General features: G+C 69.0%; 20 protein-coding genes. 15 read left to right on the forward strand and 5 right to left on the reverse strand.

All coding sequences use genetic code 11. The annotated features are described in order from the left end of the window. The first annotated feature begins 453 nt into the window (after positions 1-453). Positions 454-1365 (forward strand): lytic transglycosylase domain-containing protein, encoded by a 912-nt coding sequence (locus JJL56_RS30520; RefSeq protein WP_145629559.1) that lies wholly within the window; start codon positions 454-456, stop codon positions 1363-1365. A gap of 60 nt (positions 1366-1425) precedes the next feature. Here the strand turns inward: JJL56_RS30520 and JJL56_RS30525 are convergent, their stop codons facing one another. Beyond that, positions 1426-1803 (reverse strand): hypothetical protein, encoded by a 378-nt coding sequence (locus tag JJL56_RS30525; RefSeq protein ID WP_145629561.1) that lies wholly within the window; start codon positions 1801-1803, stop codon positions 1426-1428. A gap of 263 nt (positions 1804-2066) precedes the next feature. Here JJL56_RS30525 and JJL56_RS30530 point away from each other — a divergent pair, with 263 nt between their 5' ends. Next, positions 2067-2480 carry a hypothetical protein gene (locus JJL56_RS30530; RefSeq protein WP_145629562.1) on the forward strand — a complete coding sequence of 138 codons (414 nt, stop codon included), beginning with the start codon at positions 2067-2069 and terminating at the stop codon, positions 2478-2480. Between the two features lie 138 nt (positions 2481-2618). Beyond that, positions 2619-2963, forward strand: a complete 345-nt coding sequence (locus JJL56_RS30535; RefSeq protein ID WP_247891337.1) for a hypothetical protein — start codon at positions 2619-2621, stop codon at positions 2961-2963. A gap of 109 nt (positions 2964-3072) precedes the next feature. On the opposite strand, the gene JJL56_RS30540 is transcribed toward JJL56_RS30535, so the two are convergent. Further along, on the reverse strand, positions 3073-5139 hold the full coding sequence (locus JJL56_RS30540) for a cellulase family glycosylhydrolase (protein WP_200487600.1): 2067 nt from the start codon (positions 5137-5139) through the stop codon (positions 3073-3075). A 387-nt stretch (positions 5140-5526) separates the two neighbouring features. Here JJL56_RS30540 and JJL56_RS30545 point away from each other — a divergent pair, with 387 nt between their 5' ends. Further along, entirely contained in the window at positions 5527-5934 is a 408-nt protein-coding gene (locus tag JJL56_RS30545; protein ID WP_145629565.1) for a hypothetical protein, read from the forward strand. Positions 5935-6004: 70 nt separating this feature from the next. Here JJL56_RS30545 and JJL56_RS30550 read toward each other — a convergent pair whose 3' ends face one another. Then, positions 6005-6343: a hypothetical protein gene (locus tag JJL56_RS30550; RefSeq protein ID WP_145629566.1), complete on the reverse strand. Its 339-nt coding sequence runs from the start codon at positions 6341-6343 to the stop codon at positions 6005-6007. 251 nt (positions 6344-6594) lie between these two features. Between JJL56_RS30550 and JJL56_RS30555 the strand changes: the two genes are divergently transcribed. The 8 genes from JJL56_RS30555 to JJL56_RS30590 all read left to right on the forward strand — a co-directional run bounded on the left by JJL56_RS30555 (position 6595) and on the right by JJL56_RS30590 (position 15863). After that, positions 6595-7857 carry a GTP cyclohydrolase II gene (locus JJL56_RS30555; RefSeq protein WP_145629567.1) on the forward strand — a complete coding sequence of 421 codons (1263 nt, stop codon included), beginning with the start codon at positions 6595-6597 and terminating at the stop codon, positions 7855-7857. Then, a complete protein-coding gene (locus JJL56_RS30560; protein ID WP_211112017.1) occupies positions 7854-9062 on the forward strand; it encodes a URC4/urg3 family protein in 1209 nt (402 codons plus the stop codon). The genes JJL56_RS30555 and JJL56_RS30560 overlap by 4 nt, the downstream gene beginning before the upstream one ends. A 29-nt stretch (positions 9063-9091) precedes the next feature. After that, positions 9092-9727, forward strand: coding sequence for a uracil phosphoribosyltransferase (gene upp / locus JJL56_RS30565; protein ID WP_145629569.1), 636 nt, complete (start codon positions 9092-9094; stop codon positions 9725-9727). A 148-nt stretch (positions 9728-9875) separates the two neighbouring features. Continuing rightward, complete coding sequence (locus tag JJL56_RS30570; RefSeq protein WP_200487601.1) at positions 9876-10880, forward strand: BMP family protein; 1005 nt, start codon at positions 9876-9878, stop codon at positions 10878-10880. Between the two features lie 184 nt (positions 10881-11064). Beyond that, positions 11065-12606, forward strand: coding sequence for an ABC transporter ATP-binding protein (locus JJL56_RS30575; protein ID WP_200487602.1), 1542 nt, complete (start codon positions 11065-11067; stop codon positions 12604-12606). After that, positions 12596-13645 (forward strand): ABC transporter permease, encoded by a 1050-nt coding sequence (locus JJL56_RS30580; RefSeq protein ID WP_200487603.1) that lies wholly within the window; start codon positions 12596-12598, stop codon positions 13643-13645. Before JJL56_RS30575 ends, JJL56_RS30580 begins: the two co-directional genes overlap by 11 nt. A gap of 5 nt (positions 13646-13650) precedes the next feature. Beyond that, the gene (locus JJL56_RS30585) at positions 13651-14574 is read left to right on the forward strand and encodes an ABC transporter permease (RefSeq protein WP_114861831.1); all 924 of its coding nucleotides are present in this window, start codon (positions 13651-13653) and stop codon (positions 14572-14574) included. Further along, the gene (locus JJL56_RS30590; RefSeq protein ID WP_200487604.1) at positions 14574-15863 is read left to right on the forward strand and encodes an amidohydrolase family protein; all 1290 of its coding nucleotides are present in this window, start codon (positions 14574-14576) and stop codon (positions 15861-15863) included. The genes JJL56_RS30585 and JJL56_RS30590 overlap by 1 nt, the downstream gene beginning before the upstream one ends. Before the next feature lie 68 nt (positions 15864-15931). On the opposite strand, the gene JJL56_RS30595 is transcribed toward JJL56_RS30590, so the two are convergent. Beyond that, complete coding sequence (locus JJL56_RS30595) at positions 15932-17995, reverse strand: methyl-accepting chemotaxis protein (protein WP_200487605.1); 2064 nt, start codon at positions 17993-17995, stop codon at positions 15932-15934. A gap of 357 nt (positions 17996-18352) precedes the next feature. On the opposite strand from JJL56_RS30595, the gene JJL56_RS30600 reads away from it, so the two are divergent. Together JJL56_RS30600 and frc are read left to right on the forward strand one after the other, a co-directional pair. Next, positions 18353-18781: a PAS domain-containing protein gene (locus tag JJL56_RS30600; protein WP_145629575.1), complete on the forward strand. Its 429-nt coding sequence runs from the start codon at positions 18353-18355 to the stop codon at positions 18779-18781. 83 nt (positions 18782-18864) lie between these two features. Further along, positions 18865-20115, forward strand: a complete 1251-nt coding sequence (frc, locus tag JJL56_RS30605; protein ID WP_200487606.1) for a formyl-CoA transferase — start codon at positions 18865-18867, stop codon at positions 20113-20115. A 276-nt stretch (positions 20116-20391) separates the two neighbouring features. On the opposite strand, the gene JJL56_RS30610 is transcribed toward frc, so the two are convergent. Continuing rightward, positions 20392-20652: a hypothetical protein gene (locus JJL56_RS30610; protein ID WP_145629578.1), complete on the reverse strand. Its 261-nt coding sequence runs from the start codon at positions 20650-20652 to the stop codon at positions 20392-20394. 97 nt (positions 20653-20749) lie between these two features. On the opposite strand from JJL56_RS30610, the gene soxR reads away from it, so the two are divergent. Continuing rightward, positions 20750-21214, forward strand: a complete 465-nt coding sequence (gene soxR, locus JJL56_RS30615) for a redox-sensitive transcriptional activator SoxR (protein ID WP_200487607.1) — start codon at positions 20750-20752, stop codon at positions 21212-21214. The last annotated feature ends 30 nt before the right edge of the window (positions 21215-21244 follow it).

Below are 21244 nucleotides of genomic sequence, written 5' to 3' on the forward strand. Positions count from 1 at the left end.
CCGCCGCCTGCGCATCCCTTCTCACAACACGGTATCAACGATATCCAAGATCCCGCGATCCTCAGAGAAGGACCGCTGCCCGTTCCGCGCTGCGTCACCGGAGTTCGGTGCGGCGCGTCGGGGCGCTGTATCTAGAAGGTTCGACTTGGTCTGTCAAGCCTTTGTTTTCACGCTGGCCTGACGTTACTTCGTCTCGTCTTCGGCATCTCTGCCTTTTCCCTGCCGCCGTCGCGCTTCTCAGCGGCCCCGGCGTCGTGGGAGCCGGGTTATAGGCGGCTCGGCCAAGCCCGGCAAGAGCTTTTTTCACCGCAGCGCGTTTTTCTGAAACGCCAGCGTCACAATGAGCCATTGGTCACAGACAGGGCCATTCAGGATTTGAGGGAAATGTGCAATCTTGCCGTCCCGGTCACCCACCGGTTATCCGATCGATCGTCACAATAAGCGGACGGCACTGTGCGTTTCAGAAAATCGCTCCTGACGGCGGCCCTTCTGTCCGGCCTTCTCGCGGCGTGCGCCAGCGATCCGTCATCCTCCTCCCGCGACACCAACATCGACGCCCACATCGCGGAGGCATCGCGCCGCTTCGGCATGCCGGAGCAGTGGATTCGCGAGGTCATCCGCCAGGAGAGCGGCGGACGCACCATGATGAACGGGCGCCCCATCACCAGCCATGCCGGCGCCATGGGGCTGATGCAGGTGATGCCGGTGACCTATTCGGAGATGCGCCGCAAGCACGGGCTGGGTTCCGACCCCTATCACCCGCGCGACAACATCCTGGCGGGCACCGCCTATCTCAGGGAAATGTACGACCTGTTCGGGTCGCCGGGCTTCCTTGGCGCCTACAATTGCGGGCCGGGCTGCTACGCCGACTATCTGGCCGGCAACCGCCGCCTGCCCGGCGAGACGCGGCGCTACATCGCGTCGGTGTCGCCGCGGCTGGAGGGTGGTGGTGCCGGCGGTACGGTGGAGGTCGCCAGCCTGCCCGCCACGCCGCCTCCGCCCATTTCCGCCGCTCCGGCCCCGGTGCCGGTGACTCCGGTGCCGGCCCCGCCGGTCGCTCCCCTGCCCCCGCCGGTCATCGCGGCCACGCCGCTTCCGGTGAAGGTCGCCGCCGCGGGCGGCTGGACCGTCCAGCTCGGCGCCTTCCGGTCGCCCGACGACAGCGCCCGCATCATCGACCGGGCACGCCGCTCCATGCCGGGAACGCTGAGCCGCACGGAGCGGGTGGTGCAGACGGTGGACACGCAGAACGGGCCGCTCTACCGCGCCCGGCTGACCGGCCTGACGCAACAGGACGCGGCGCAGAGCTGCGCCGGCCTGACGGGCATGGGCATGGCCTGCTTCGTGGTGCCCCCAGGCGCGTGAGCGCCTGGGATTGCGATGATGAGCGCGTGAACGCCCGGCATCGCCAAACCGGACGCGGAATCAGATGTCGAGCGGCAGGGAGTCGAGGTCCAGGCCCAGGCGGCGGACGATCTCCGCCGCCGTGTTCAGGTTGGTCTCGAACTTCCAGGTCTGGCCGTTGGGGCGGTATTCATTGACGTTGGGACGCCCGTTCGCGAAGCGGTAGGGCTGCACGCTGTACCAGCGGGCGTCGCTCATGCCGATCCCCTGCTCCGCGGCGTAGGACTCGGCAACCTGCGGCCACATGATGCCGCCGGGCTGGGTGGGCTGGTCGCTGTCCAGGAAAGCGACGATGCGAACGCCATTCAGTTCGAAGTCCACGCGCTGCTTCACACCGCCGTCGGTGGAATTGCCGGGGACGGACACGGCCGAAGTCTGCGGCACAGTTACCTTTTCCATGACCTATAGCTCCGATTTGTCTGACAGCGTATAGGCAGTGGCGCACAGGAACCAGAGGCAAAATGCTCTTACCGGCCCCACCGGCTTGCAAAAGAGGCGGCCGGGTCCCGCGGAAGGTGCCGGAGACGGCGGCGCACACCGCTTTCGTCATAGCCTGAGATCGAAGAATTACCGCGGTCGGGCCATCGTTGGGGATTCCCACGGACCGTGCGATGCGCTAGATTCGGTTTTGGTTTTGTTCGCAGCCACCATCCCTGGTCAGAATGGCCCGCCTCATCGACCATCCCGCCGAACATCAGGACCGCTCCATCGCCCCCAGCCCGGCCGCTCCGCGGTGCGAGCATTGCGGGCGTCCGCACGGCCATACGTTGCGCTGCCTGCCCGACGGCCGTTGGCTGTCGCCCGACGGACTCTGGTTCAGCGAGGAGGGCGACCCGGCCCCCTGGCCGGACGTGGTCGAGTATGCCGGGGTCCGGACCTCGCGCAGCATCGTCGGGCTGTACCGCCGCCGCGCGGCGGCCTTCGAAATCTCCGCCGGGAATGCGATGGAACGGCGGTGGCTGTGCCGGCGTTGTCATATGGTCACCGCGCGCGACGAGCATCGGCGCGTCACCCGGACCCGGTCCCTGATGCGCCTCGCGCTCGGCGACCTGTTCGAGGGAACCTACACCATCTGAAGGGCTGCTCGGCCCTTCCGGGGAAAGAAAGCCAGACATTCCATGCAGAACGGACATTCGACGCGCCGCGGGGCCGAGCCGCGGCGCACAGTGGGGGACTCCGCTTCGCGCCCCGCGAGGCCGGTGGATCCGGTCGTGATGGCTCTGAACCTGCTGAACGGTCCCCGCACCCGGGCGGCGCTTCTGAAGGCCGTGGAGGAACGGGTGAAGACGGATGCGGAGGAACGCCGCCGCTTCGCCGCCGCCGCCGGACGGGTGCAGGGCGCCACGGGCGAGCAGGCGCTGACTCAGGCGGTCGGCAATTACCTGCGCGACCTGTCCCGCCTTCCCGAAGCCGGGCGCAGCGGGCCCTATCTGTGGCTGGCCGAGACGGTCGCCCTCTTGGCCGGCGGCGGGCGTCCGGGACAGCCAACCAGTCTCTTCCGCGACCCGCGGGCCGAGGCGGAAGCGCTGTTCCGCCCGCGCGGAGCGGCCTCGGCGTAACGGCGGCGCTGACACTGGGGCACTAAAAAGGCAGCATTAAAAAAGGGACACGCCCGGCGCCGGAAATGATCCGGTGCCGGGCGTGGTCCTTCGCGATCGGGTCCTGCGGTCAGGCGATGGTGCCGTCGAACAGGGCCGGTTCGATGGCGCTCATCTTCGCCGAGTTCACCGCCCAGTCATCGGTCATGATGCCGCCGGTGTCGCCCGAGCCCGGGCTCCAGGCCCAGTAGGTGAAGCTGACGCCCTGGTCGCCCGCCGCCAGATCGGACTTGCCGTCGCCGTTGTAGTCGCCGTCCATGTACTTGACCATGGCGTCGAGCCACTGCTTGTCCTGGCTGGTCTCCAGCTTGGTGCCGAACTCGCCGACCAGGACCGGCGCGATGTCCTTCTGGACGATCCAGCCCCAGGCGTCCGTCCAGATATCCTTCATGTTGTTCGGATAGCTGGGGTCGTTGAACCAGCCGAAGCCGGCCATCGACGGCGGGTAGTCGTGGACGGAATAGACCAGCTTGTTGTCGATGTTGAAATCGACCGGGTCGGTCTTCACGCCGTCCAGGTTGCCGCCCCACCAGTAGGTGCCCTCGGACGAGTTCTCTACGCCCTCGACGATCAGCAGCCAGTTCGGGTTGACCGACTGCACGGCGTTGCCGATGCGCTCCGCCGCGGCCTTCCAGTCGGTGGCCTGGTTGCCGTCGGCCCAGGTCGCCTGGCCGTGCGGCTCGTTGTGCAGGTCGGCAGCGACGACCGACGGGTTGTCGGCGTAGCGCTGGGCCAGCATCTTCCAGTTCTCGATCATCTTCGATTCCGGGTACTGGCTGGTGTACCAGAGCCCGTTCTCGTTGGCCGAGGCACCATCGCCGGAGCGATGGTGGTCGAGGATGATCTTCATGCCGGTCTGATCGGCGTATTCGATGATCTTGTCGAACACCTCGAGGCTGGTCTTGCCCTGAAGCTCCGGATTCTTCGAATAGTCGATGCCGGTCGGCATGCGGCCGTTGTCCAGCATGGCGTCCGACCAGGGCAGGCGGATGGTGTTGAACCCCTGGTCCTGCATCTGGTTCATGATGTTCTTGTAGCTGTCCTGCCACAGCCCCTGCGGAGCGAAGGCATAACCCTCCGCGCCGAACCAGTTGACGCCGGTCAGCTTCACGTTGTTCCCGGCGCTGTCGACGATCTGGCTGCCCTCGGTGTGCAGGTAGCCGCTGGACCCGGCGCCGCTGTCGGTGGAGGGTGTGGTCACCGGGGCGGTCGGCGCGGCCGGCGTCGTGTTCGGGGGCGTGGAGGGCGCGGAGGCGAAGCCGGAGGTGAACAGGCCCTTGTCGGCCTCGACCACCAGCGTGCCGTTCCACCACAGGTCGACCTGCCCCTTGATGACGTCCTTGCCGTCGAGCGCGCCCTTGTCGTAGCTGACCACGGAGTCGGTCGGGGCGTACTCGTGGCCGTTGATGGTCACGCTGCCGACATGCAGGTTGCGGTCCTGGCCGTTCACCGTGGCGTCGTTGTCGTATTGGACCTGGATCTTGTGCGCCTTATCGGCGGCCAGATCGGTCTTGAAGGAGAAGTCCTTGGACTCCGTGCCGGCCGTGCCCTCGCCGATCGTCTTGCCGTCCGCCAGCACCGTGAAGTGCGCGTTCTGGCCCGCCGCGGCGGTGCCGCGGGCGTTGATGGTGATGGTCGAGGAGCCGGTCGCGGCGGCGGCGTCGCTGCCACCCGTGGCGGCGCTGTCGGCCTCCGGCGCGGCAGGGGTGTTGCCGGAACTGGCCGTGTCGGGCGTGGCACCGTAGAGCGACGCCGGGGTGGAGAAGTTCAGCGCCCCGTTCCACCACAGGCCTTCCTGGCCGGCCATGGTCCCGCCGGTGTCGTCGTGGCGCTCATAGCTCGCGTCGGTCGGGCTCAGCGTGTGGCCGTTGATGACAATCGACTTGATGCCCAGGTCGCGGTTCGACCCGGCGTTCACGTCGTCGTTGTCATAAACAACCTGGACTTTGTGCGCCTGACCAGAGGAAACGTCAACGTCGAATGTATAGGCTTTCGGCTCGGCCGAGCCCACCGACGCCTGACCAACATCCTTGCCGTCGATCATCAGACGAAAGTGAGGATTCACAGCGTCCGAAGAGGTGCCATAGGCGTTCACGACGATTTTGGACTTGGTCAAACCAGTGGAGGTCGTCGCCATTTGTCTATTCCATTGCGGTTTCGATGGGCAGACGGTGGCTCCAGATGGTTAACGAGATACTAATAATTCATTTAAAATGAATTAACCATTTGTGGCAAATAGGAGCGGCCGGCGGCAGGCTTTGCCTGATGCGGCGGCGCAACAGCAGGCCGGTCCTGGCTTTGCGGGGGACGCGCCGGGGGCACCGCCGCTGCCCTCGCGCAGGACCGTTCGGCGCCCATGCCCCAGGCTGGTCACAGGCGGGAGGCCGACCGGTTCACATCCGGGATGCCTCCATCGTCCCGGTGTGGACAGCGTGGTGCGAGCCGGCGCGGGTTCCGCCCTTCCGAAGTGTCAACCCGCGGGCGAAGCCGTGCGTGCTACACTGTGCGCCACGACGGATGGTGGATGATGACGGTCATGAGGATGGTGGTGGCCCTTCGGACGGTGGCTTTGGCGACGGCCTTGGCAACCGCGCTTGCGGGCGCGCAAGCGTCCCCGGCTCCCGCCGTGGGGGAGAGCGTGTCGCTGGTGACCACCAACGGGTCGGCCATTTTCAAGCTGTGCCGCAACTGGGTGTTTACCCACACCTGCCGCGAGTACGGCAACGTGCCGGTGCCCGCGCGCATCGCGGCGGGCGACTCGTTCGAGATCACCTTCGGCAGCAACCCGAAGACGATGTGGTTCCGGGTCAAGGCCGTCCTGCTTCAGGACGGACGCTGCCTGCTGATCCCCAAGCACGAGGACATGCCCGCCAAGGGCGAGGACGAGCCGGTGGACATGCTGATCGTGGACCCGTGCCGGGTTTTGAGGTGACGGTCCTCCAGTGAAAGCCCTGCGGTGAAGGCGCGCCCGGTCGCGGGCCGCCTTCCGCAGAACGGCGGCCTCAGCGCAGCGGGATGTTCATCTGGACGCTAAGGCCCGGAGCGGGCGCGTAATAGACCGGTGGCGGCGGCGGTGCGTAGACCACGCGCGGGGCCGGGGCGTAGTAGACGGGCGGCGGGCGACGCATCACCACGACCGGCGGGGGCGGTTCATAGATCACCACGGGGCCGTGGCCGCGGTGGTGATGCTTGTGCTTGTGCTTCTTCCAGCGGCCATGGTCATCGGCCATGGCGGGAGCGGCCAGCGCGACGGTCAGCACCAAGCCTCCCAGCGCCGCACCCCAGCCACGCTTGCCGGAACCACCTTTGCCTGAATGGCCCGCGCCTGAGTGGACGGACATTCCCTGCATCCTTTTTCTGCGATCGGTTGACCCGATCCTAACAGCAGATCGTGCGCCCAGGCTCTGGCTCCAACCATCCGCCCTGGGACAAATTTCGGGCACCCCTTATTCCCCGAAGGTGGTGCCCCCCGGCGGAAATGGCGGGTCGAAAACCGAACGAACGTCAGAGGTTGCGGCCATTCGATTTGGTGTTCGCAGGCGCCGAAACTGTGTCACACTGTCGCATGGTGAATGGCACCGGGAGCGTCCGTATGGAAAGCCGCCGCAACCAGCCGCAACGTCACATCGTCCTCGCCTCGCACCCGACCGGCGGCGCCAAGCCGCGCTACACCCCGGTTCATTGGGGCACCCCCACCGCCGCGGAGCGTGGGCCGGTCGTCGCCTCCCTCTCCGACCCGGCGCAGCGCAACGCCATCGGCGCCCACGCCGGCAGCTACGCCGTCTACCGGGCGCTCGCCGTCGCGGCGGGGCAGCTCAGCGCCTATCACGTGCCGGACCTGACCAACACCGCCCCGGCGGAGCCCATCGGCCCGCACCCGCAATGGGGCGACCCGGAGAAGATCGTCTCCATCGATCCCTTCGGCCACATGGTCAGCGAGGCATTCGGCGAGCATCTGGCGCGCGGCGTGGACGTGCGGCCGACCATCGCCGTGACCAAGGCCCGCATCAAGATGCCGGAGCTGGTGGACGCCATGCGGGCCGGGCGGCTGGCGGCGGACGGCCAGATCCTGCTGCCCAGCGGCGACGCCCGCGTGACCAAGGTCGCCATCGAGCCGGTGTGGTTCCTGCCCGGCATCGCCAAGCGCTTCGGCATCACCGAGAGCGCGCTGCGCCGCGGCCTGTTCGAGCACACCGGCAGCATGTTCCCGGAGCTGGTGACCCGCCCCGACCTGAAGGTCTTCCTGCCGCCGATCAACGGGCTGACCGTCTATATCCTGGGCGACGTGGCGGCGCTGACCGACCCGGCGCGCAAGGTGGCCTGCCGGGTCCATGACGAGTGCAACGGGTCGGACGTCTTCGGCTCCGACATCTGCACCTGCCGCCCCTACCTGACCCACGGCGTCGAGGAGTGCATCCGCACCGCCCAGGAGAACGGCGCCGGCCTCGTCATCTACAACCGCAAGGAGGGGCGTGCGCTCGGCGAGGTGACCAAGTTCCTGGTCTACAACGCGCGCAAGCGGCAGCCGGGCGGCGACCGCGCGGAAGCCTATTTCGAGCGGACGGAATGCGTGGCCGGCGTGCAGGACATGCGCTTCCAGGAGCTGATGCCCGACGTCTTCCATTGGCTGGGCGTCACCCGCATCGACCGCATGGTGTCGATGAGCAACATGAAGTCCGACGCCATCCGCCGCGCCGGCATCGAGATCGTCGAGCAGATCCCGATCCCCGAGGAGCTGATCCCCGACGACGCCAAGGTGGAGATGGACGCCAAGAAGGCCGCCGGCTATTTCACCCCCGCCGTGCCGACCGCGGAGGAGCTGACCGTCGCCAAGGGCCGGGGGCTGACCGATTGAGCGCCGTCAGCGACGATGACGTGGGGTGGCTGCTCTCCGCCGACGCGGTGCGCCGGCGCGCCCACGCGATCCTGGCGAAGGCCGAGCGCGGCGATCTCGCCCATTTCGAGCTGCGCCCGGACCGGCTGCTTGATGCCGCCGCCCTGGTCGCCGCGGTCACGCGGGAGTCCTACCCGGACCTGGACGTTCCCTATCACAGCCGCTGGCGGCACTTCGTGGTGGAGGGGGAGGACCGTTGGGCGGCGCTTGCCGCCGGGCTGACGGTGGATGGGGACGAGATCGCGCGCATCCGCTTCGACCTCGCGGTGACCAGCGTGCTGCTGGACGCCGGTGCCGGCGACCGCTGGCGCTACCGCGACGCGACGGGGCTGGAACTGGCCCGCTCCGAAGGGCTGGCCATCGCCAGCTTCGACCTGTTCCGCTCCGGCGGCTTCGCCGACGCTCCGGTCCACGCCCCTCTGCGCGCCGACGCGGCCACCCTCTCCACCATGACCGGAACGGCGCTCGCCCGCAGCTTCCAGGCCGGGCCGGACAACCCGCTGGTCGGGTTGGAGGGGCGCGCGGCGCTGCTGCGCCGGCTGGGAAGCGCGCTGACCGCCGCGCCCGACCTGTTCGGCACGCCGGGGCGCGTCGGCAACCTCTACGACACGCTGAAGGCGCAGGCCACGGACGGGACGCTTCCGGCCTCCGCGATCCTGGGGGCGGTGCTGCGCGGGCTGGGGCCGATCTGGCCGGGGCGGATCGAGCGCGGCGGCGTCAATCTCGGCGACACCTGGAGCCATTCGGCGGTCGGCCTCGTCCCCTTCCACAAGCTGTCGCAATGGCTCAGCTACTCCCTGGTGGAACCGCTGGAGGGGGCGGGAATCGCCGTCACCGGGCTGGACCGGCTGACCGGGCTGCCGGAATACCGCAACGGCGGGCTGCTGGTGGACAGCGGCGTTCTGGTGCCCAAGGACCCGCGCCTTCTCATCGACGAGTTGGAGGTGGGGGACGAGGCGGTGGTGGAGTGGCGCGCCCTGACCGTCGCCCTGCTCGACCGGCTCGCCGACGAGGTTCGCGCCCGGCTGGGCGTGCCCGCGGAGTCTTTCCCGCTCGCCAAGGTCCTCCAGGGCGGGACCTGGACCGCCGGACGCCGGATCGCCCGCGAGCGCCGCCCCGGCGGCGGCCCGCCGATCCGCATCCGCAGCGACGGAACCGTCTTCTGATGTGACGCCAACCACCCGAAGGGTCGCCCATGCCCATCCCGACACTCACCGTCATCGACCACCCTCTGGTCCAGCACAAGCTGACCCTTCTGCGGCGGCGGGAGACCCCCACCGCCCGGTTCCACGAGGTGATGCGGGAGGTGTCGCAGCTGATGGGCTATGAGCTGACGCGCGACCTTCCCCTGGAGGACCGCCCGGTGGAAACGCCGCTGGCCAGCTTCGACGCGCCGCTGCTGACCGGCAAGAAGCTGTGCCTCGTCTCCATCCTGCGGGCCGGGCAAGGGCTGCTCGACGGCATGCGCACGCTGCTGCCGTCGGCCCGCATCGGGCACATCGGCCTCTACCGCGACCAGGAGACGCTGACCCCCGTCGAGTATTTCTTCAAGGTGCCGGAGGACATCGAGGAGCGGCTGGTCATCCTGGTCGATCCCATGCTCGCCACCGGCCACACGGCCGTCGCGGCGGTGCACCGGCTGAAGGACGCGGGTGCGGCCTCGATCAAGCTGGCGGTGCTGGTGGCCGCTCCGGAGGGCTTGCGCACCTTCCACGACGCGCATCCCGATGTGCCGGTCTTCACCGCCGCGGTGGACGAGCGGCTGGACGAGAACGGCTACATCCTGCCCGGCCTGGGCGACGCGGGCGACCGGCTTTACGGCACCCGCTGAGAATCGTTGCCGCCCATTTGGTCACATGCCACCCTGCCGACCCGTGAGAGCCGCAGCAGGGCTGACGCGCACGGAATGGCATTGCCGTTGCACCGCCTCTGCTGCACATCTGTGCCGAAACAGCAAAGCAGACGGAGGGGGTTGCAAAATGGGGAACCTGTTGGGCGTGGCGCGGCGCGCCGTTCTGTGCGGTGCGGCGGCGGTCGCCGTCGCGGCGATGGCTCTGCCCGCCTGGGCTCAGTCCAAGGTGAAGGTGGCGGGCATCTACACCGTGCCGATCGAGCAGCAGTGGGTCAGCCGCATCCACACCGCCCTGAAGGCCGCCGAGGCCCGCGGCGAGATCGAGTATGTCTGGGCAGAATCGGTCGCCAACACCGACTATGAGCGCGTGATGCGCCAGTACGCCGAGGGCGGCCAGCAGCTGGTCTTCGGCGAGGTCTTCGGCGTCGAGCGCGCGGCCCGCGCCGTCGCGAAGGACTATCCCAAGACCGCCTTCGTCATGGGCTCCAGCTTCAAGCCGCAGGAGCCGAACTTCTCGGTCTTCGACAACTACATCCAGGAGCCGGCCTATCTGACCGGCATGATCGCGGGTGCGGTGTCCAAGTCGAACGTCATCGGCATGGTCGGCGGCTACCCGATCCCGGAGGTGAACCGCCTGATGAACGCCTTCATGGAGGGCGCCAAGGAGGTGAACCCGAACGTGAAGTTCATGGTCAGCTTCATCGGCTCCTGGTTCGACCCGCCAAAGGCCAAGGAAGCCGCCTTCGCCATGATCGACCGCGGCGCCGACGTGATGTACGCCGAGCGCTTCGGCGTGTCCGACGCCGCCAAGGAGCGCAAGGTCCTGGCCATCGGCAACGTCATCGACACCCAGCCGCAGTATCCGGAGACCGTGGTCGCCAGCGCGCTCTGGCACATGGAGCCGTCGGTGGACCGCGCCATCGCCGCCGTGAAGGCGGGCAGCTACAAGGCCGAGGATTACGGCCCCTACAGCCAGATGGTCCACAAGGGCTCCAGCCTCGCCCCGCTCGGCACCTTCGAGGGCAAGGTTCCTGCCGACGTCGTGGCCAAGGTGAAGACCCGCCAACAGGAGATCCTCGACGGCAAGTTCACCGTGAAGGTGAACGACAACGAGCCCAAGTCGACGATGTGATCCACATCTCCTTCTCCCCTCTGGGGAGAAGGTCGGGATGAGGGGGCGGCCGCAAGGCCGGAAACGCGCTGCAGTGCGCCCGCGTTTCCGCCCTGCGGCCGCCCCCTCACCCTAACCCTCTCCCCAGAGGGGAGATGGGAATTTGTTGCGTTCTTTGTTGCCTCCCGGCACCCCGCGGACATCCATGACATCACCCCCCATCGTCCTCCGCCTCTCCGGCATCACGAAGCGGTTCGGGCCGCTCGTCGCCAACGAGTCCATCTCGCTGACGCTCCACAAGGGCGAGGTGCTGGCCCTGCTGGGCGAGAACGGCGCCGGCAAGACGACCCTGATGAACATCCTGTTCGGCCATTACGTGGCCGACGAGGGCGGCATCGAGGCGTTCGGCCAACCGCTTCCCCCCGGCTCCCCTCGCGCGGCGCTGGCTGCCGGGATCGGCATGGTCCACCAGCACTTCACCCTGGCCGACAACCTGTCGGTGCTCGACAACATCGCCGTGGGCACGGAGTCGCTGTGGCGCCCGCGCTCCGACCGCGCCGCCGCCAAGGCCAAGCTGCTCGACCTCGCCCGCCGCTTCGGCCTGGAGGTGCGGCCCGATGCGCTGGTCGGCGACCTGTCGGTGGGCGAGCGGCAGCGGGCCGAGATCCTGAAGGCGCTCTACCGCGACGCGCGCGTCCTGATCCTGGACGAGCCGACCGCGGTGCTGACCCCGCAGGAATCGGCCAGCCTGTTCGACACGCTGCGCCGCCTGACCGCCGACGGTCTGGCCGTGGTCTTCATCAGCCACAAGATGAACGAGGTCTTCGCGGCCAGCGACACGGTCGCCGTGCTGCGCGGCGGGCGCCTCGTCGCCACCCGCAAGACCGCCGAGACTGATCGAGAGGAGTTGGCCGAGTTGATGGTCGGGCGCGCCCTGAAGCCGCCCAGCCCGACCCCGCTGGAGCCGGGCGAGCCGGTGCTGACGCTGTCCGGCGTCACCGTCGCCTCCGGCCACGGGCGCCCGCTGCTCGACGGTGTGGACCTGACCGTGCGCCGCCGCCAGATCGTCGGCATCGCCGGCGTGTCGGGCAACGGGCAGACCGCGCTGGCCGAGCTGGTCAGCGGCCTGATCCATCCGGATTCCGGCACCATGGCGCTGAAGGGCGAGGCCATTGGCAACGCGGAACCGGCGGAGATGGTCCGCCGCGGCGTCGCCCGCATCCCGGAGGACCGGCACGCCGCCGGCCTCGTCGGCGCCATGGCGGTGTGGGAGAACCTGATCGCCGAGCGCTACCACGACCCCGCCTTCCAGCGCTTCGGCCTGATCCGCCGGGGTGCCGCCCGCGCCTACGCCGAGGAGGTGATCGAGGCGTTCGATGTGCGCTGTCCGGGGCCGGACGCCCGCACCCAGCTCCTGTCCGGCGGCAACATGCAGAAGCTGATCCTGGGCCGCACGCTGGCCCACGGGCCGGACCTGATCCTGGCGAGCCAGCCGACCCGCGGCCTCGACGTGGGCGCGGTGTCCTACGTCCACGGACGGCTGCTGGAGGCCCGCGCCGCCGGGGCCGGGGTGCTGTTGATCTCCGAGGATCTGGACGAGATCCTGGCGCTGGCCGACGGCATCACCGTCGCCTATCACGGGCGCCTCACCCCCGTTCTGCCGCACGGCCGCGTGTCGGTCCGCCAGCTCGGCCTGCTGATGGCCGGGCATTGGGAGATTTTGCCGGAGATCGTCGATGCGGCTTGAACCGCGAGAGCATACCCCGCTGGCCGCCCGCCTGCTGGCGCCCGTGGCGGCGGTGGCGGCGGCGCTGGCGCTCTGCGCGCTGCTGGTCGCCTGGACCGGCGCGCCGGTGCTGCGCGCCTACGGCCTGCTGCTGGAGGGGGCCGCCGGCTCCCGCTTCGCCCTGACCGAGACGCTGACCCGCGCCACCCCGCTGATCCTCACCGGCCTCGCCGCCGCCGTCGCCTTCCGCGCCAAGCTGTGGAACATCGGGGCGGAGGGGCAGCTCTACATGGGCGCGCTCGCCGCCGTCGTGCTGGGCGGCGGCCTGCTGGACCTGCCGGCTTGGCTGCTGCTGCCGACCGTGATGATCGCCGGGGCCGCCGCCGGAGGCGCCACGCTGCTCGGTCCCGCCGTGCTGAAGGTGCGCTTCGGCGTGGACGAGGTGGTGACCACGCTGCTGCTGAACTTCATCGTCCTGCTGCTCGTCTCCATGCTGCTGGAGGGCGCGCTGAAGGACCCCATGGGCATGGGCTGGCCGCAGTCCGCCCCGGTCGTCGAGGCCGCCGAGCTGCCCAAGCTGGTCGAGCGCACGCGGCTGCACACCGGCCTGCTGGTCGCGCTGGGCCTGTCGGCCCTGCTCTGGCTGATCGACACCCGGACCATCTGGGGCTACGAGAACCGGGCGGTCGGCGCCAACCCGCGCGCCGCGGCCTTCGCCGGGATGCCGGTCACCCGCGTCATGCTGCGCACCGCCCTGCTGTCCGGCGGGCTGGCCGGACTGGCCGGGGTGATCGAGGTCTGCGGGCTGAAGGGCTACCTGACGCTCGACCTGTCGCCGGGCTTCGGCTACAGCGGCATCGTCGTCGCCATGCTGGCGCAGCTTCACCCGGTGGGCGTGGTCGGCGCGGCGGTCTTCATCGCCGGGATCTTCGTCGGCGCCGACGCCATGAGCCGCGCCATGCCGGTGCCCAACTACATCGCCGACGTGCTCGTCGCCACCAGCCTGCTGTGCATGCTGGTCGCGGGGCTGCTGACGCGCTACCGGCTGCGGCGGGGGTGAGCGCCATGGAGCTGTTCCAAACGATCCTCGACATCCTGGTCTCCGCCGCCTTCTGGACGGCGGTGCTGCGCATCGCCACCCCCTACATCCTGGGCACGCTGGGCGAGCTTCTGTGCGAGCGGGCGGGCGTGCTGAACCTCGGCATCGAGGGCATCATGACGATGGGCGCCATGGCCGGCTGGATGGCCGTCTACCAGGGGGCCGACCTGTGGACCGGCGTGCTGGTGGCCGCACTCTGCGGCGGGCTGATGGGGCTGCTGCACGCCACCCTGACGGTGCCGCTGGGCCTGTCGCAGCATGTGGCGGGCATCGGCGTCACGCTGCTCGGCACCAGCCTGTCCTACTTCGTCTACCGCCTCGTCCTGCCGCAGGCGAGCACCCCGCCGACCATCGAGCCGTTCCAGCCGCTGGCCCTGCCCGGTGCGCTGGCCCAGACGCCGATGACCTACCTGGCGCTGATCCTCGTCGCCGTGGTCGCCTACGTCCTCTACCGCACGCCGGTCGGGCTGGCGGTGCGGATGGTCGGCGAGAATCCGGCGGCGGCGGAGGCCCAGGGCCTCAGCGTTACCGCGGTGCGCATCGGCGCGGTGGTGGCGGGAAGCGCGCTGATGGCGCTGGCCGGGGCCTTCCTCACCCTGTCGGCCTTCAACGCCTTCTTCTTCAACATGGTCAACGGGCGCGGGTGGATCTGCATCGCGCTGGTGGTCTTCGCCTCCTGGCGGCCCGGCAAGGCGCTGCTGGGGGCGGTGCTGTTCGCCGCCTTCGACGCGCTGCAATTGCGGCTTCAGCAGGTGGCGGGGGGCGTCCTGCCCTACCAGCTGTTCCTGATGATGCCCTACCTGTTGAGCATCCTGGCGCTGGTGCTGGTGGCGCGCCGCGCCTCCTACCCGCGGGCGCTGATGATCCCGTACCGCAAAGGAGAACGCTGATGTTCGATCTGATCCTTCGCCGCGCCACGCTGCCCGACGGCCGCACCGGCATGGACATCGGCGTCCGCGAGGGCCGCATCGCCGCGGTGGAAAAGGACCTTCCCGGTCCCGCCGGGGAGGAGATCGACGCCACGGGCCGGCTGGTCACGCCCCCCTTCGTCGATTCGCACTTCCACATGGACTCCACGCTCAGCTACGGCCTGCCGCGGGTCAACCGCTCCGGCACGCTGCTGGAGGGCATCGCTTTGTGGGGCGAGCTGAAGCCGCAGCTCGTCCAGGACGCCATCGTCGAGCGGGCGCTGGCCTATTGCGACTGGGCGGTGGCGCGCGGCCTGCTGGCGATCCGCAGCCATGTGGACGTCTGCGACCCGCGCCTGCTGGCCGTGGAATCGCTGCTGGAGGTCAAACGGCGGGTCGCCCCCTACCTCGACCTGCAGCTGGTCGCCTTCCCGCAGGACGGCATCCTGCGCGCCCCCGGCGCGCTGGAGCTGCTGAAGCGCGCTCTGGACATGGGCGTGGACGTGGTGGGCGGCATCCCGCATTTCGAGCGGACGATGGCCGACGGCGCCGCCTCCGTGAGGCTGCTCTGCGAGATCGCGGCGGAGCGCGGGCTGCTGGTCGACATGCATTGCGACGAGTCGGACGACCCGCTGTCCCGCCATGTCGAGACGCTGGCCTACGAGACGCAGCGGTTGGGGATGCAGGGCCGGGTGACCGGCTCGCACCTCACCTCCATGCATTCCATGGACAACTACTACGTCTCCAAGCTGATCCCGCTGATGGTCGAGGCCGACCTTGGCGTCATCGCCAACCCGCTGATCAACATCACGCTTCAGGGCCGCCACGACACGTACCCCAAGCGGCGCGGCATGACCCGCGTGCCGGAGCTGATGGGCGCCGGCCTGACGGTGGCGCTGGGCCATGACTGCGTGATGGACCCCTGGTACCCGCTCGGCTCCGGCGACATGCTGGAGGTCGCGCACATGGGCCTGCATGTCGGGCAGATGACCGGCTATGACGGGATGTTGGCCTGCTTCCGCGCGGTGACGGAGGCTCCGGCCAAGCTGCTGCACCTCGACGGCTACGGGCTGGAGGTGGGCTGCCACGCCGATCTGGTGGTGCTCCAGGCCGCCGACCCGGTGGAGGCGATCCGCACCCGCGCCACCCGCCTGCTCGTCCTGCGCCGCGGCGCCGTGGTCAGCCGCTGCGCCCCGGTGGAGGCGCGGCTCTCCCTGCCGGGCCGCCCGGAGACCGTGTCCTTTACCCTGCCCACGGCCCAGGCGACGTAACCGTTCCGCACTCGCTCCCCTCTTCCGCCGGTGAAGAGGGGTGAGGCCCGCGGATCAAGCCCCGCTGATCACGCCTTGTGGACCCCGGCGATGAAGCGGTCGATTTCGCGCGTCAGCTCCTTGGACTGGCCGGCCACCCCGGCGGCGGCGGCGAGGAGCTGGTCGGCGGCGGCGCCCGTGTCCCCCGCCCCGGCCCTGATCTCGCCCATGCCGCCGCTGACCTCGCGGGCGCCGTCGGCGGCCTGCAGGACGCTGCGGGCGATGTCGCGGGTGGCAGCGGACTGCTGGTCCACCGCCGCCGCGATGCCGGACGCGATGCGGCTGACCTGGGCGATGGTCTGGCTAATGCCCCGCACCGCCTCCACCGCCTCCCCCGTCGCGTCGCGAATGCCCTTGATCTGGCCGACGATGTCCTCGGTCGCGCGGGCGGTCTGGTTGGCCAGGCTCTTGACCTCGCCGGCGACCACCGCGAAGCCTTTTCCGGCCTCGCCCGCCCGCGCGGCCTCGATGGTGGCGTTGAGCGCCAGCAAGTTGGTCTGGCCGGCGATGTCGTTGATGAGGCCGACGACGGCGCCGATCCGCTCCGCGCTGTCGGCCAGCACGACGACGGCCGCGTCGGCGCGCTTCACGTCGGCCACCGCCGCCTCGGCGATGCGGGCGGATTCGCCCACCTGCTGCCCGATCTCCTCCACCGAGGCCGACAGCTCCTCGGTCGCGGCGGCGGCGGTCTGCACATTGTCCGCGGCGGAATGGGCGGAGAGCGTCATCCGCTCCGACCGGCCGTGGGTCTGCTCGGCGATGCCGGTGAGGGCGCGGGCGGTGGATTCGAGCTGCTGCGCCGCCGAGGCCAGCGCCCCGGTCAGGCCGCCCGCCCGCTCCTCGAACCCGCGTTGCAGGTCGAGCAGGGCGGCGGTCCGCGCCTCCCTGGCGCGCCATTCCGCCTCCTGCTGGCGGCCCAGATCGCGGGCCTGCACCAGCCCCTGCTTGAACACCCCGACCGCGCGGGCCATGGCGCCCGCCTCGTCCTTGCGGTCGGCGCCGGGAATGGCGGCGTCCAGATCGCCGGCGGCCAGCCGGTCCATGGTGACGGTCAGCCCGGCGATCGGCCGGGCGATGCCGTCGCCCACCCGCCACGCCACCAGCCCGCCGAGCAGGATGCAGCCCGCCCCGACCAGAACGGTCAGCAGGGTCAGCCGGTTGGCGTCGGCCATCACGCTGGCTTGCGGCGCGGCGACGAGGAACGACCACGCGCCGTCCGCGCCGGTGAAGCGCACCGGCGACAAGCGCAGGTAATAGGGGGCACCGCCGAGCGTCACGACGCCGTCGTAGGCCCGCCCCTCGGCGATGGCGCGGCGCGCCTCCTCCGGCAGGTCGTCGGCGGGATGGGACAGGCGGCCGGCGTCGGGATGGGCCACATAGACCCCGGCGCCGGTGAGCACCGCCGCGTGGCCGTCGCCATAGGGCTTCACCCGGCGGACCAGATCGGTCAGGCCGCTCAGCGTCAGGTCGACGCCGGCGACGCCGATCACCCGGTCGCCGTCCTTCACCGGTGCTGCGGCGCTGGTCATCAGCGCCTTGGTCAGATCGTCCAGATAGGGCTCGGTCAGCACCGGCTTCCCGGCCGCGGCGGCCGCCCGGTAATATTCCTTCTCCTTCACGTCGGAGAAAGGATAGCCCTCGCTGTCGTCGGCCTTGGGGCCGGGCAGCCACAGCAGGCTCATCCGCCCGGTGCCGGGAAGGCCCAGGATTTCGCCGGCGCGGTCCAGCCCGGCGACCTCCCGGTCGCGGCCGTCGAACCCGTCGTCGGCCATGTCCACCCACACCCCGGCGTAGAGCGGACCGACCGCCATCAGGCGGTTGAGGTAGCGGTTGACGCTTTCCCGGCGCGGGGCGCCGGTGGAGCGCTCCACCTCCACCAGCGAAGCGGCGGAGCGGGCGTCGGCCAGGGCGGCGGAGATGTCGGCGGCCACCCGCGCGCCGTGGTGGTCGGCGGTTTCGGCCACCAGGGTCGTGACCGCCCGCTCCGCCGCGTCGCGCGACAGGAACAGGGAAACCGAGGTGACCGCCGCCGCCCCCACGGCCAGGACAGCGGTCATGCCGATGATGATCTTGGTTCTGAAACGCCCCGTCATGCCCCTACCCTGTCCGTGCAGCCGCCCCGGATCAGGGGCGGTCGGCCATCTTGGCACACCGAAAACCGGACGGCCATATCTGCCGGTCACGGATCATCCGCCGGCTCAACGGTGGCGAGTGCGCGCATCGGGCCGCCCCCCTTTCCCACTCTCCGGCATTTGCCGCGAAAGGTCCGAAGCGCGATTAGTTCGCCTAACGCACAAAAGGGCTTGCCAGGCATTTCGCATCTGGTATACGGTATCTCACATCCCATCGCGCTTCCGAAACGAAGCGCAAAACCGACGGCGCGGGCGTGTTTTGAAGAAAACATGACGGCGCCGGAAGGTTTCGGGTCCGGTGTCGGAGCGAGTGCCTTCATGAGCGCAACAGTCGATTTCGCACAGCTTGTCATGGCCGCCGGGGACGCGATCGTCGTGTCCGACGCGGAGGGCGCCATTACGCTGTGGAATGCGGCGGCCGAGCGGATGTTCGGCTTCACGGAGGGCGAAGCGCTGGGGCAATCGCTCGACATCATCATCCCGGAACGCCAGCGCCAGCGCCATTGGGACGGCTACGCCAACACCATGCGCACGGGCCAGACGCGCTACGGCAGCGAGGTGCTGCGCGTCCCGGCCCAGCACAAGGACGGGCACGCCCTGTCCATCGCCTTCACGGTCGCCCTGCTGACCGCGCCGGACGGCACGGTGACCGGAATCGTCGCCATCATCCGCGACGAGAGCAGCCGCTGGGCCGAGGAGCGCAAGCTCCGCCGACGCCTGTCGGAGTTGGAGTCCGCAAATCAGTAACCCACAACCCATCCCGCCAGTTTGTCCGTGTTGTCCAGTGCTCAACAACGGCATCGCAATAAGTGAGAGGGAGTAAACGAGCCATGAGCAAGCCGCTCGAAGGGATCAAGATCATCGACTTCACCCACGTTCAGGCCGGCCCCGCCTGCACGCAGCTCCTCGCCTGGTACGGCGCGGACGTCATCAAGGTGGAGCGGCCGGGTTCCGGCGACGTCACCCGCAACCAGCTCCGTGACATTCCCGACGCGGACGCGCTCTACTTCACGATGCTGAACAGCAACAAGCGCTCGCTGACGCTGGACACCAAGACCCCGGCGGGCAAGGAAATCCTTGAGAAGCTGATCAAGGAATCCGACGTCCTCGTGGAGAACTTCGGGCCGGGCGCGCTCGACCGCATGGGCTTCACCTGGGAGCGCATCAACGAGCTGAACCCGGGCATGATCGTCGCCTCGGTGAAGGGCTTCAGCGACGGCCACCATTACGAGGACCTGAAGGTCTACGAGAACGTCGCCCAGTGCGCCGGCGGTGCGGCGTCGACCACCGGTTTCTGGGACGGCCCGCCGACCGTCAGCGCCGCCGCCCTCGGCGACAGCAACACCGGCATGCACCTCGCCATCGGCATCCTGACCGCCCTCATGGGCCGTTCGAAGACCGGCAAGGGCCAGAAGGTCGCCGTGTCGATGCAGGACTCGGTCATCAACCTCTGCCGCGTCAAGCTGCGCGACCAGCAGCGTCTCGACCGCGTCGGCTACCTGGAAGAGTACCCGCAGTACCCGCATGGCGAGTTCTCCGACGTGGTTCCGCGCGGCGGCAACGCCGGCGGTGGCGGCCAGCCGGGCTGGGTCCTGAAGTGCAAGGGCGCCGAGACCGACCCGAACGCCTACATCTACTTCACCATCCAGGGCCACGCCTGGGCGCCGATTTGTAAGGCTCTCGGCAAGCCGGAGTGGATCGACGATCCGGCCTACAACACCGCCCAGGCGCGCCAGGACAAGATCTTCGACATCTTCGCCTACATCGAAGGCTGGCTGGCCGACAAGACGAAGTACGAGGCGGTCGACATCCTGCGCAAGTTCGACATCCCGTGCGCTCCGGTGCTGACCATGAAGGAGATCGCCGATTGCCCGTCGCTCCGCAAGAGCGGCACGATCGTCGAGGTCGATCACAAGGCCCGCGGCAAGTACCTGACCGTCGGCAGCCCGATCAAGTTCTCCGACATGACCGTCGAAGTGACCGGATCGCCGCTGCTCGGCGAGCACTCCGACGAGGTTCTGGCCAGCCTCGGCTACAGCAAGGAACAGATCGCCGAGCTGCACGCCAACAAGGTCGTGTAGCCGGGGTCCCCGACAGTCTGACGGCATGCCTTACGAAGACGGCGCTCCCAAAAGGGGCGCCGTCCTTTTTTGTGCGCGCTTCGGATTCTTGGCGGGCAACAGATTCTTCACGGATTGCACGGGTTTAGACACGAATTCCACGGATCTTCTTATTCGTGCGCATTGCATGCCTTCTCGGTCGGCAACCGCTGGGCAAGCCAAAGAAAAATCCGTGAAATCCGTGCTTGAATTCGTGAAATCCGTGAAGAACCTGTTGTCCAACAAGAATCTCGAATCTTACCGCAGCCACTCCCTCACTTCGCGGATGCGCTGGTTGCCCTCCGGCGTGCGGGCGTAGGCCTTGCCGTACTGGGTTTCGTACTCGCGCACGAAGCCCTGGCGCAGCAGCCCGTCCAGCACCGGGCGGACGATGGCTGGCTTCAGGTTCGCCGCCTTGGTGATCGACAGGAACGAGGCCGGCAGAGCCGTCACCTCCGGCCCCGGCGTGGCGCGCAGGGTGTTGAGCGAAGTCCAATCGACGGAGGTTGGTGAAATCATCGGCTACCCTCGATGCGGCGCGCTGTTGACTCTCTCTCGATACGACCTCAACTTCACTTGAGGTCAAGAGGTTCCGAACCCCAGGGGAGGCCCGACGATGGCGATTCTCGATCCCGCCGACATCGACAAGGACCTTTCCGTGGGCGAGGTCGCGGAACGCTCCGGTGTGGCAGTGTCCACCATCCACTTCTACGAATCAAAGGGGCTGATCACCAGCTGGCGGAGCAGCGGGAACCAGCGCCGCTTTCCCCGCGACGTGCTCCGGCGCATCGCCGTCATCAAGGTTGCCCAGCGGCTGGGCGTTCCCCTGGCCACCATCGCGGAGGCGCTGAAGACCCTGCCGGACGGGCGCACGCCCACGGCGGAGGACTGGAAACGCTTGTCCGCCGCCTGGAAAGCGGACTTGGACGAGCGCATCGCCGTGCTCACCAAGCTGCGCGACGGGCTGGAGGACTGCATCGGCTGCGGCTGCCTGTCGCTCGGCGAATGCCCGCTGCGCAACCCCTGGGACGAGCTGTCGGAGGACGGTCCCGGCCCGCGCCTGCTCGATCCACGGCGATGACCACGCTGTTCTGCCGCACTGCAGCATAGC

The sequence above is a fragment of the Azospirillum aestuarii genome, from assembly GCF_016632405.1.
In the GTDB taxonomy this organism is placed as follows: domain Bacteria; phylum Pseudomonadota; class Alphaproteobacteria; order Azospirillales; family Azospirillaceae; genus Azospirillum; species Azospirillum aestuarii.

Excerpts from the sequence above, each read along its gene's own strand:
- JJL56_RS30525 (WP_145629561.1), bottom strand. The coding sequence starts at position 1,803 with ATGGAAAAGGTAACTGTGCCGCAGACTTCGGCCGTGTCCGTCCCCGGC.
- JJL56_RS30530 (WP_145629562.1), top strand. The coding sequence starts at position 2,067 with ATGGCCCGCCTCATCGACCATCCCGCCGAACATCAGGACCGCTCCATC.
- JJL56_RS30535 (WP_247891337.1), top strand. The coding sequence starts at position 2,619 with ATGGCTCTGAACCTGCTGAACGGTCCCCGCACCCGGGCGGCGCTTCTG.
- JJL56_RS30540 (WP_200487600.1), bottom strand. The coding sequence starts at position 5,139 with ATGGCGACGACCTCCACTGGTTTGACCAAGTCCAAAATCGTCGTGAAC.
- JJL56_RS30545 (WP_145629565.1), top strand. The coding sequence starts at position 5,527 with ATGATGACGGTCATGAGGATGGTGGTGGCCCTTCGGACGGTGGCTTTG.
- JJL56_RS30550 (WP_145629566.1), bottom strand. The coding sequence starts at position 6,343 with ATGTCCGTCCACTCAGGCGCGGGCCATTCAGGCAAAGGTGGTTCCGGC.
- JJL56_RS30555 (WP_145629567.1), top strand. The coding sequence starts at position 6,595 with ATGGAAAGCCGCCGCAACCAGCCGCAACGTCACATCGTCCTCGCCTCG.
- upp (WP_145629569.1), top strand. The coding sequence starts at position 9,092 with ATGCCCATCCCGACACTCACCGTCATCGACCACCCTCTGGTCCAGCAC.
- JJL56_RS30570 (WP_200487601.1), top strand. The coding sequence starts at position 9,876 with ATGGGGAACCTGTTGGGCGTGGCGCGGCGCGCCGTTCTGTGCGGTGCG.
- JJL56_RS30575 (WP_200487602.1), top strand. The coding sequence starts at position 11,065 with ATGACATCACCCCCCATCGTCCTCCGCCTCTCCGGCATCACGAAGCGG.
- JJL56_RS30580 (WP_200487603.1), top strand. The coding sequence starts at position 12,596 with ATGCGGCTTGAACCGCGAGAGCATACCCCGCTGGCCGCCCGCCTGCTG.
- JJL56_RS30585 (WP_114861831.1), top strand. The coding sequence starts at position 13,651 with ATGGAGCTGTTCCAAACGATCCTCGACATCCTGGTCTCCGCCGCCTTC.
- JJL56_RS30590 (WP_200487604.1), top strand. The coding sequence starts at position 14,574 with ATGTTCGATCTGATCCTTCGCCGCGCCACGCTGCCCGACGGCCGCACC.
- JJL56_RS30595 (WP_200487605.1), bottom strand. The coding sequence starts at position 17,995 with ATGACGGGGCGTTTCAGAACCAAGATCATCATCGGCATGACCGCTGTC.
- JJL56_RS30600 (WP_145629575.1), top strand. The coding sequence starts at position 18,353 with ATGAGCGCAACAGTCGATTTCGCACAGCTTGTCATGGCCGCCGGGGAC.
- frc (WP_200487606.1), top strand. The coding sequence starts at position 18,865 with ATGAGCAAGCCGCTCGAAGGGATCAAGATCATCGACTTCACCCACGTT.
- JJL56_RS30610 (WP_145629578.1), bottom strand. The coding sequence starts at position 20,652 with ATGATTTCACCAACCTCCGTCGATTGGACTTCGCTCAACACCCTGCGC.
- soxR (WP_200487607.1), top strand. The coding sequence starts at position 20,750 with ATGGCGATTCTCGATCCCGCCGACATCGACAAGGACCTTTCCGTGGGC.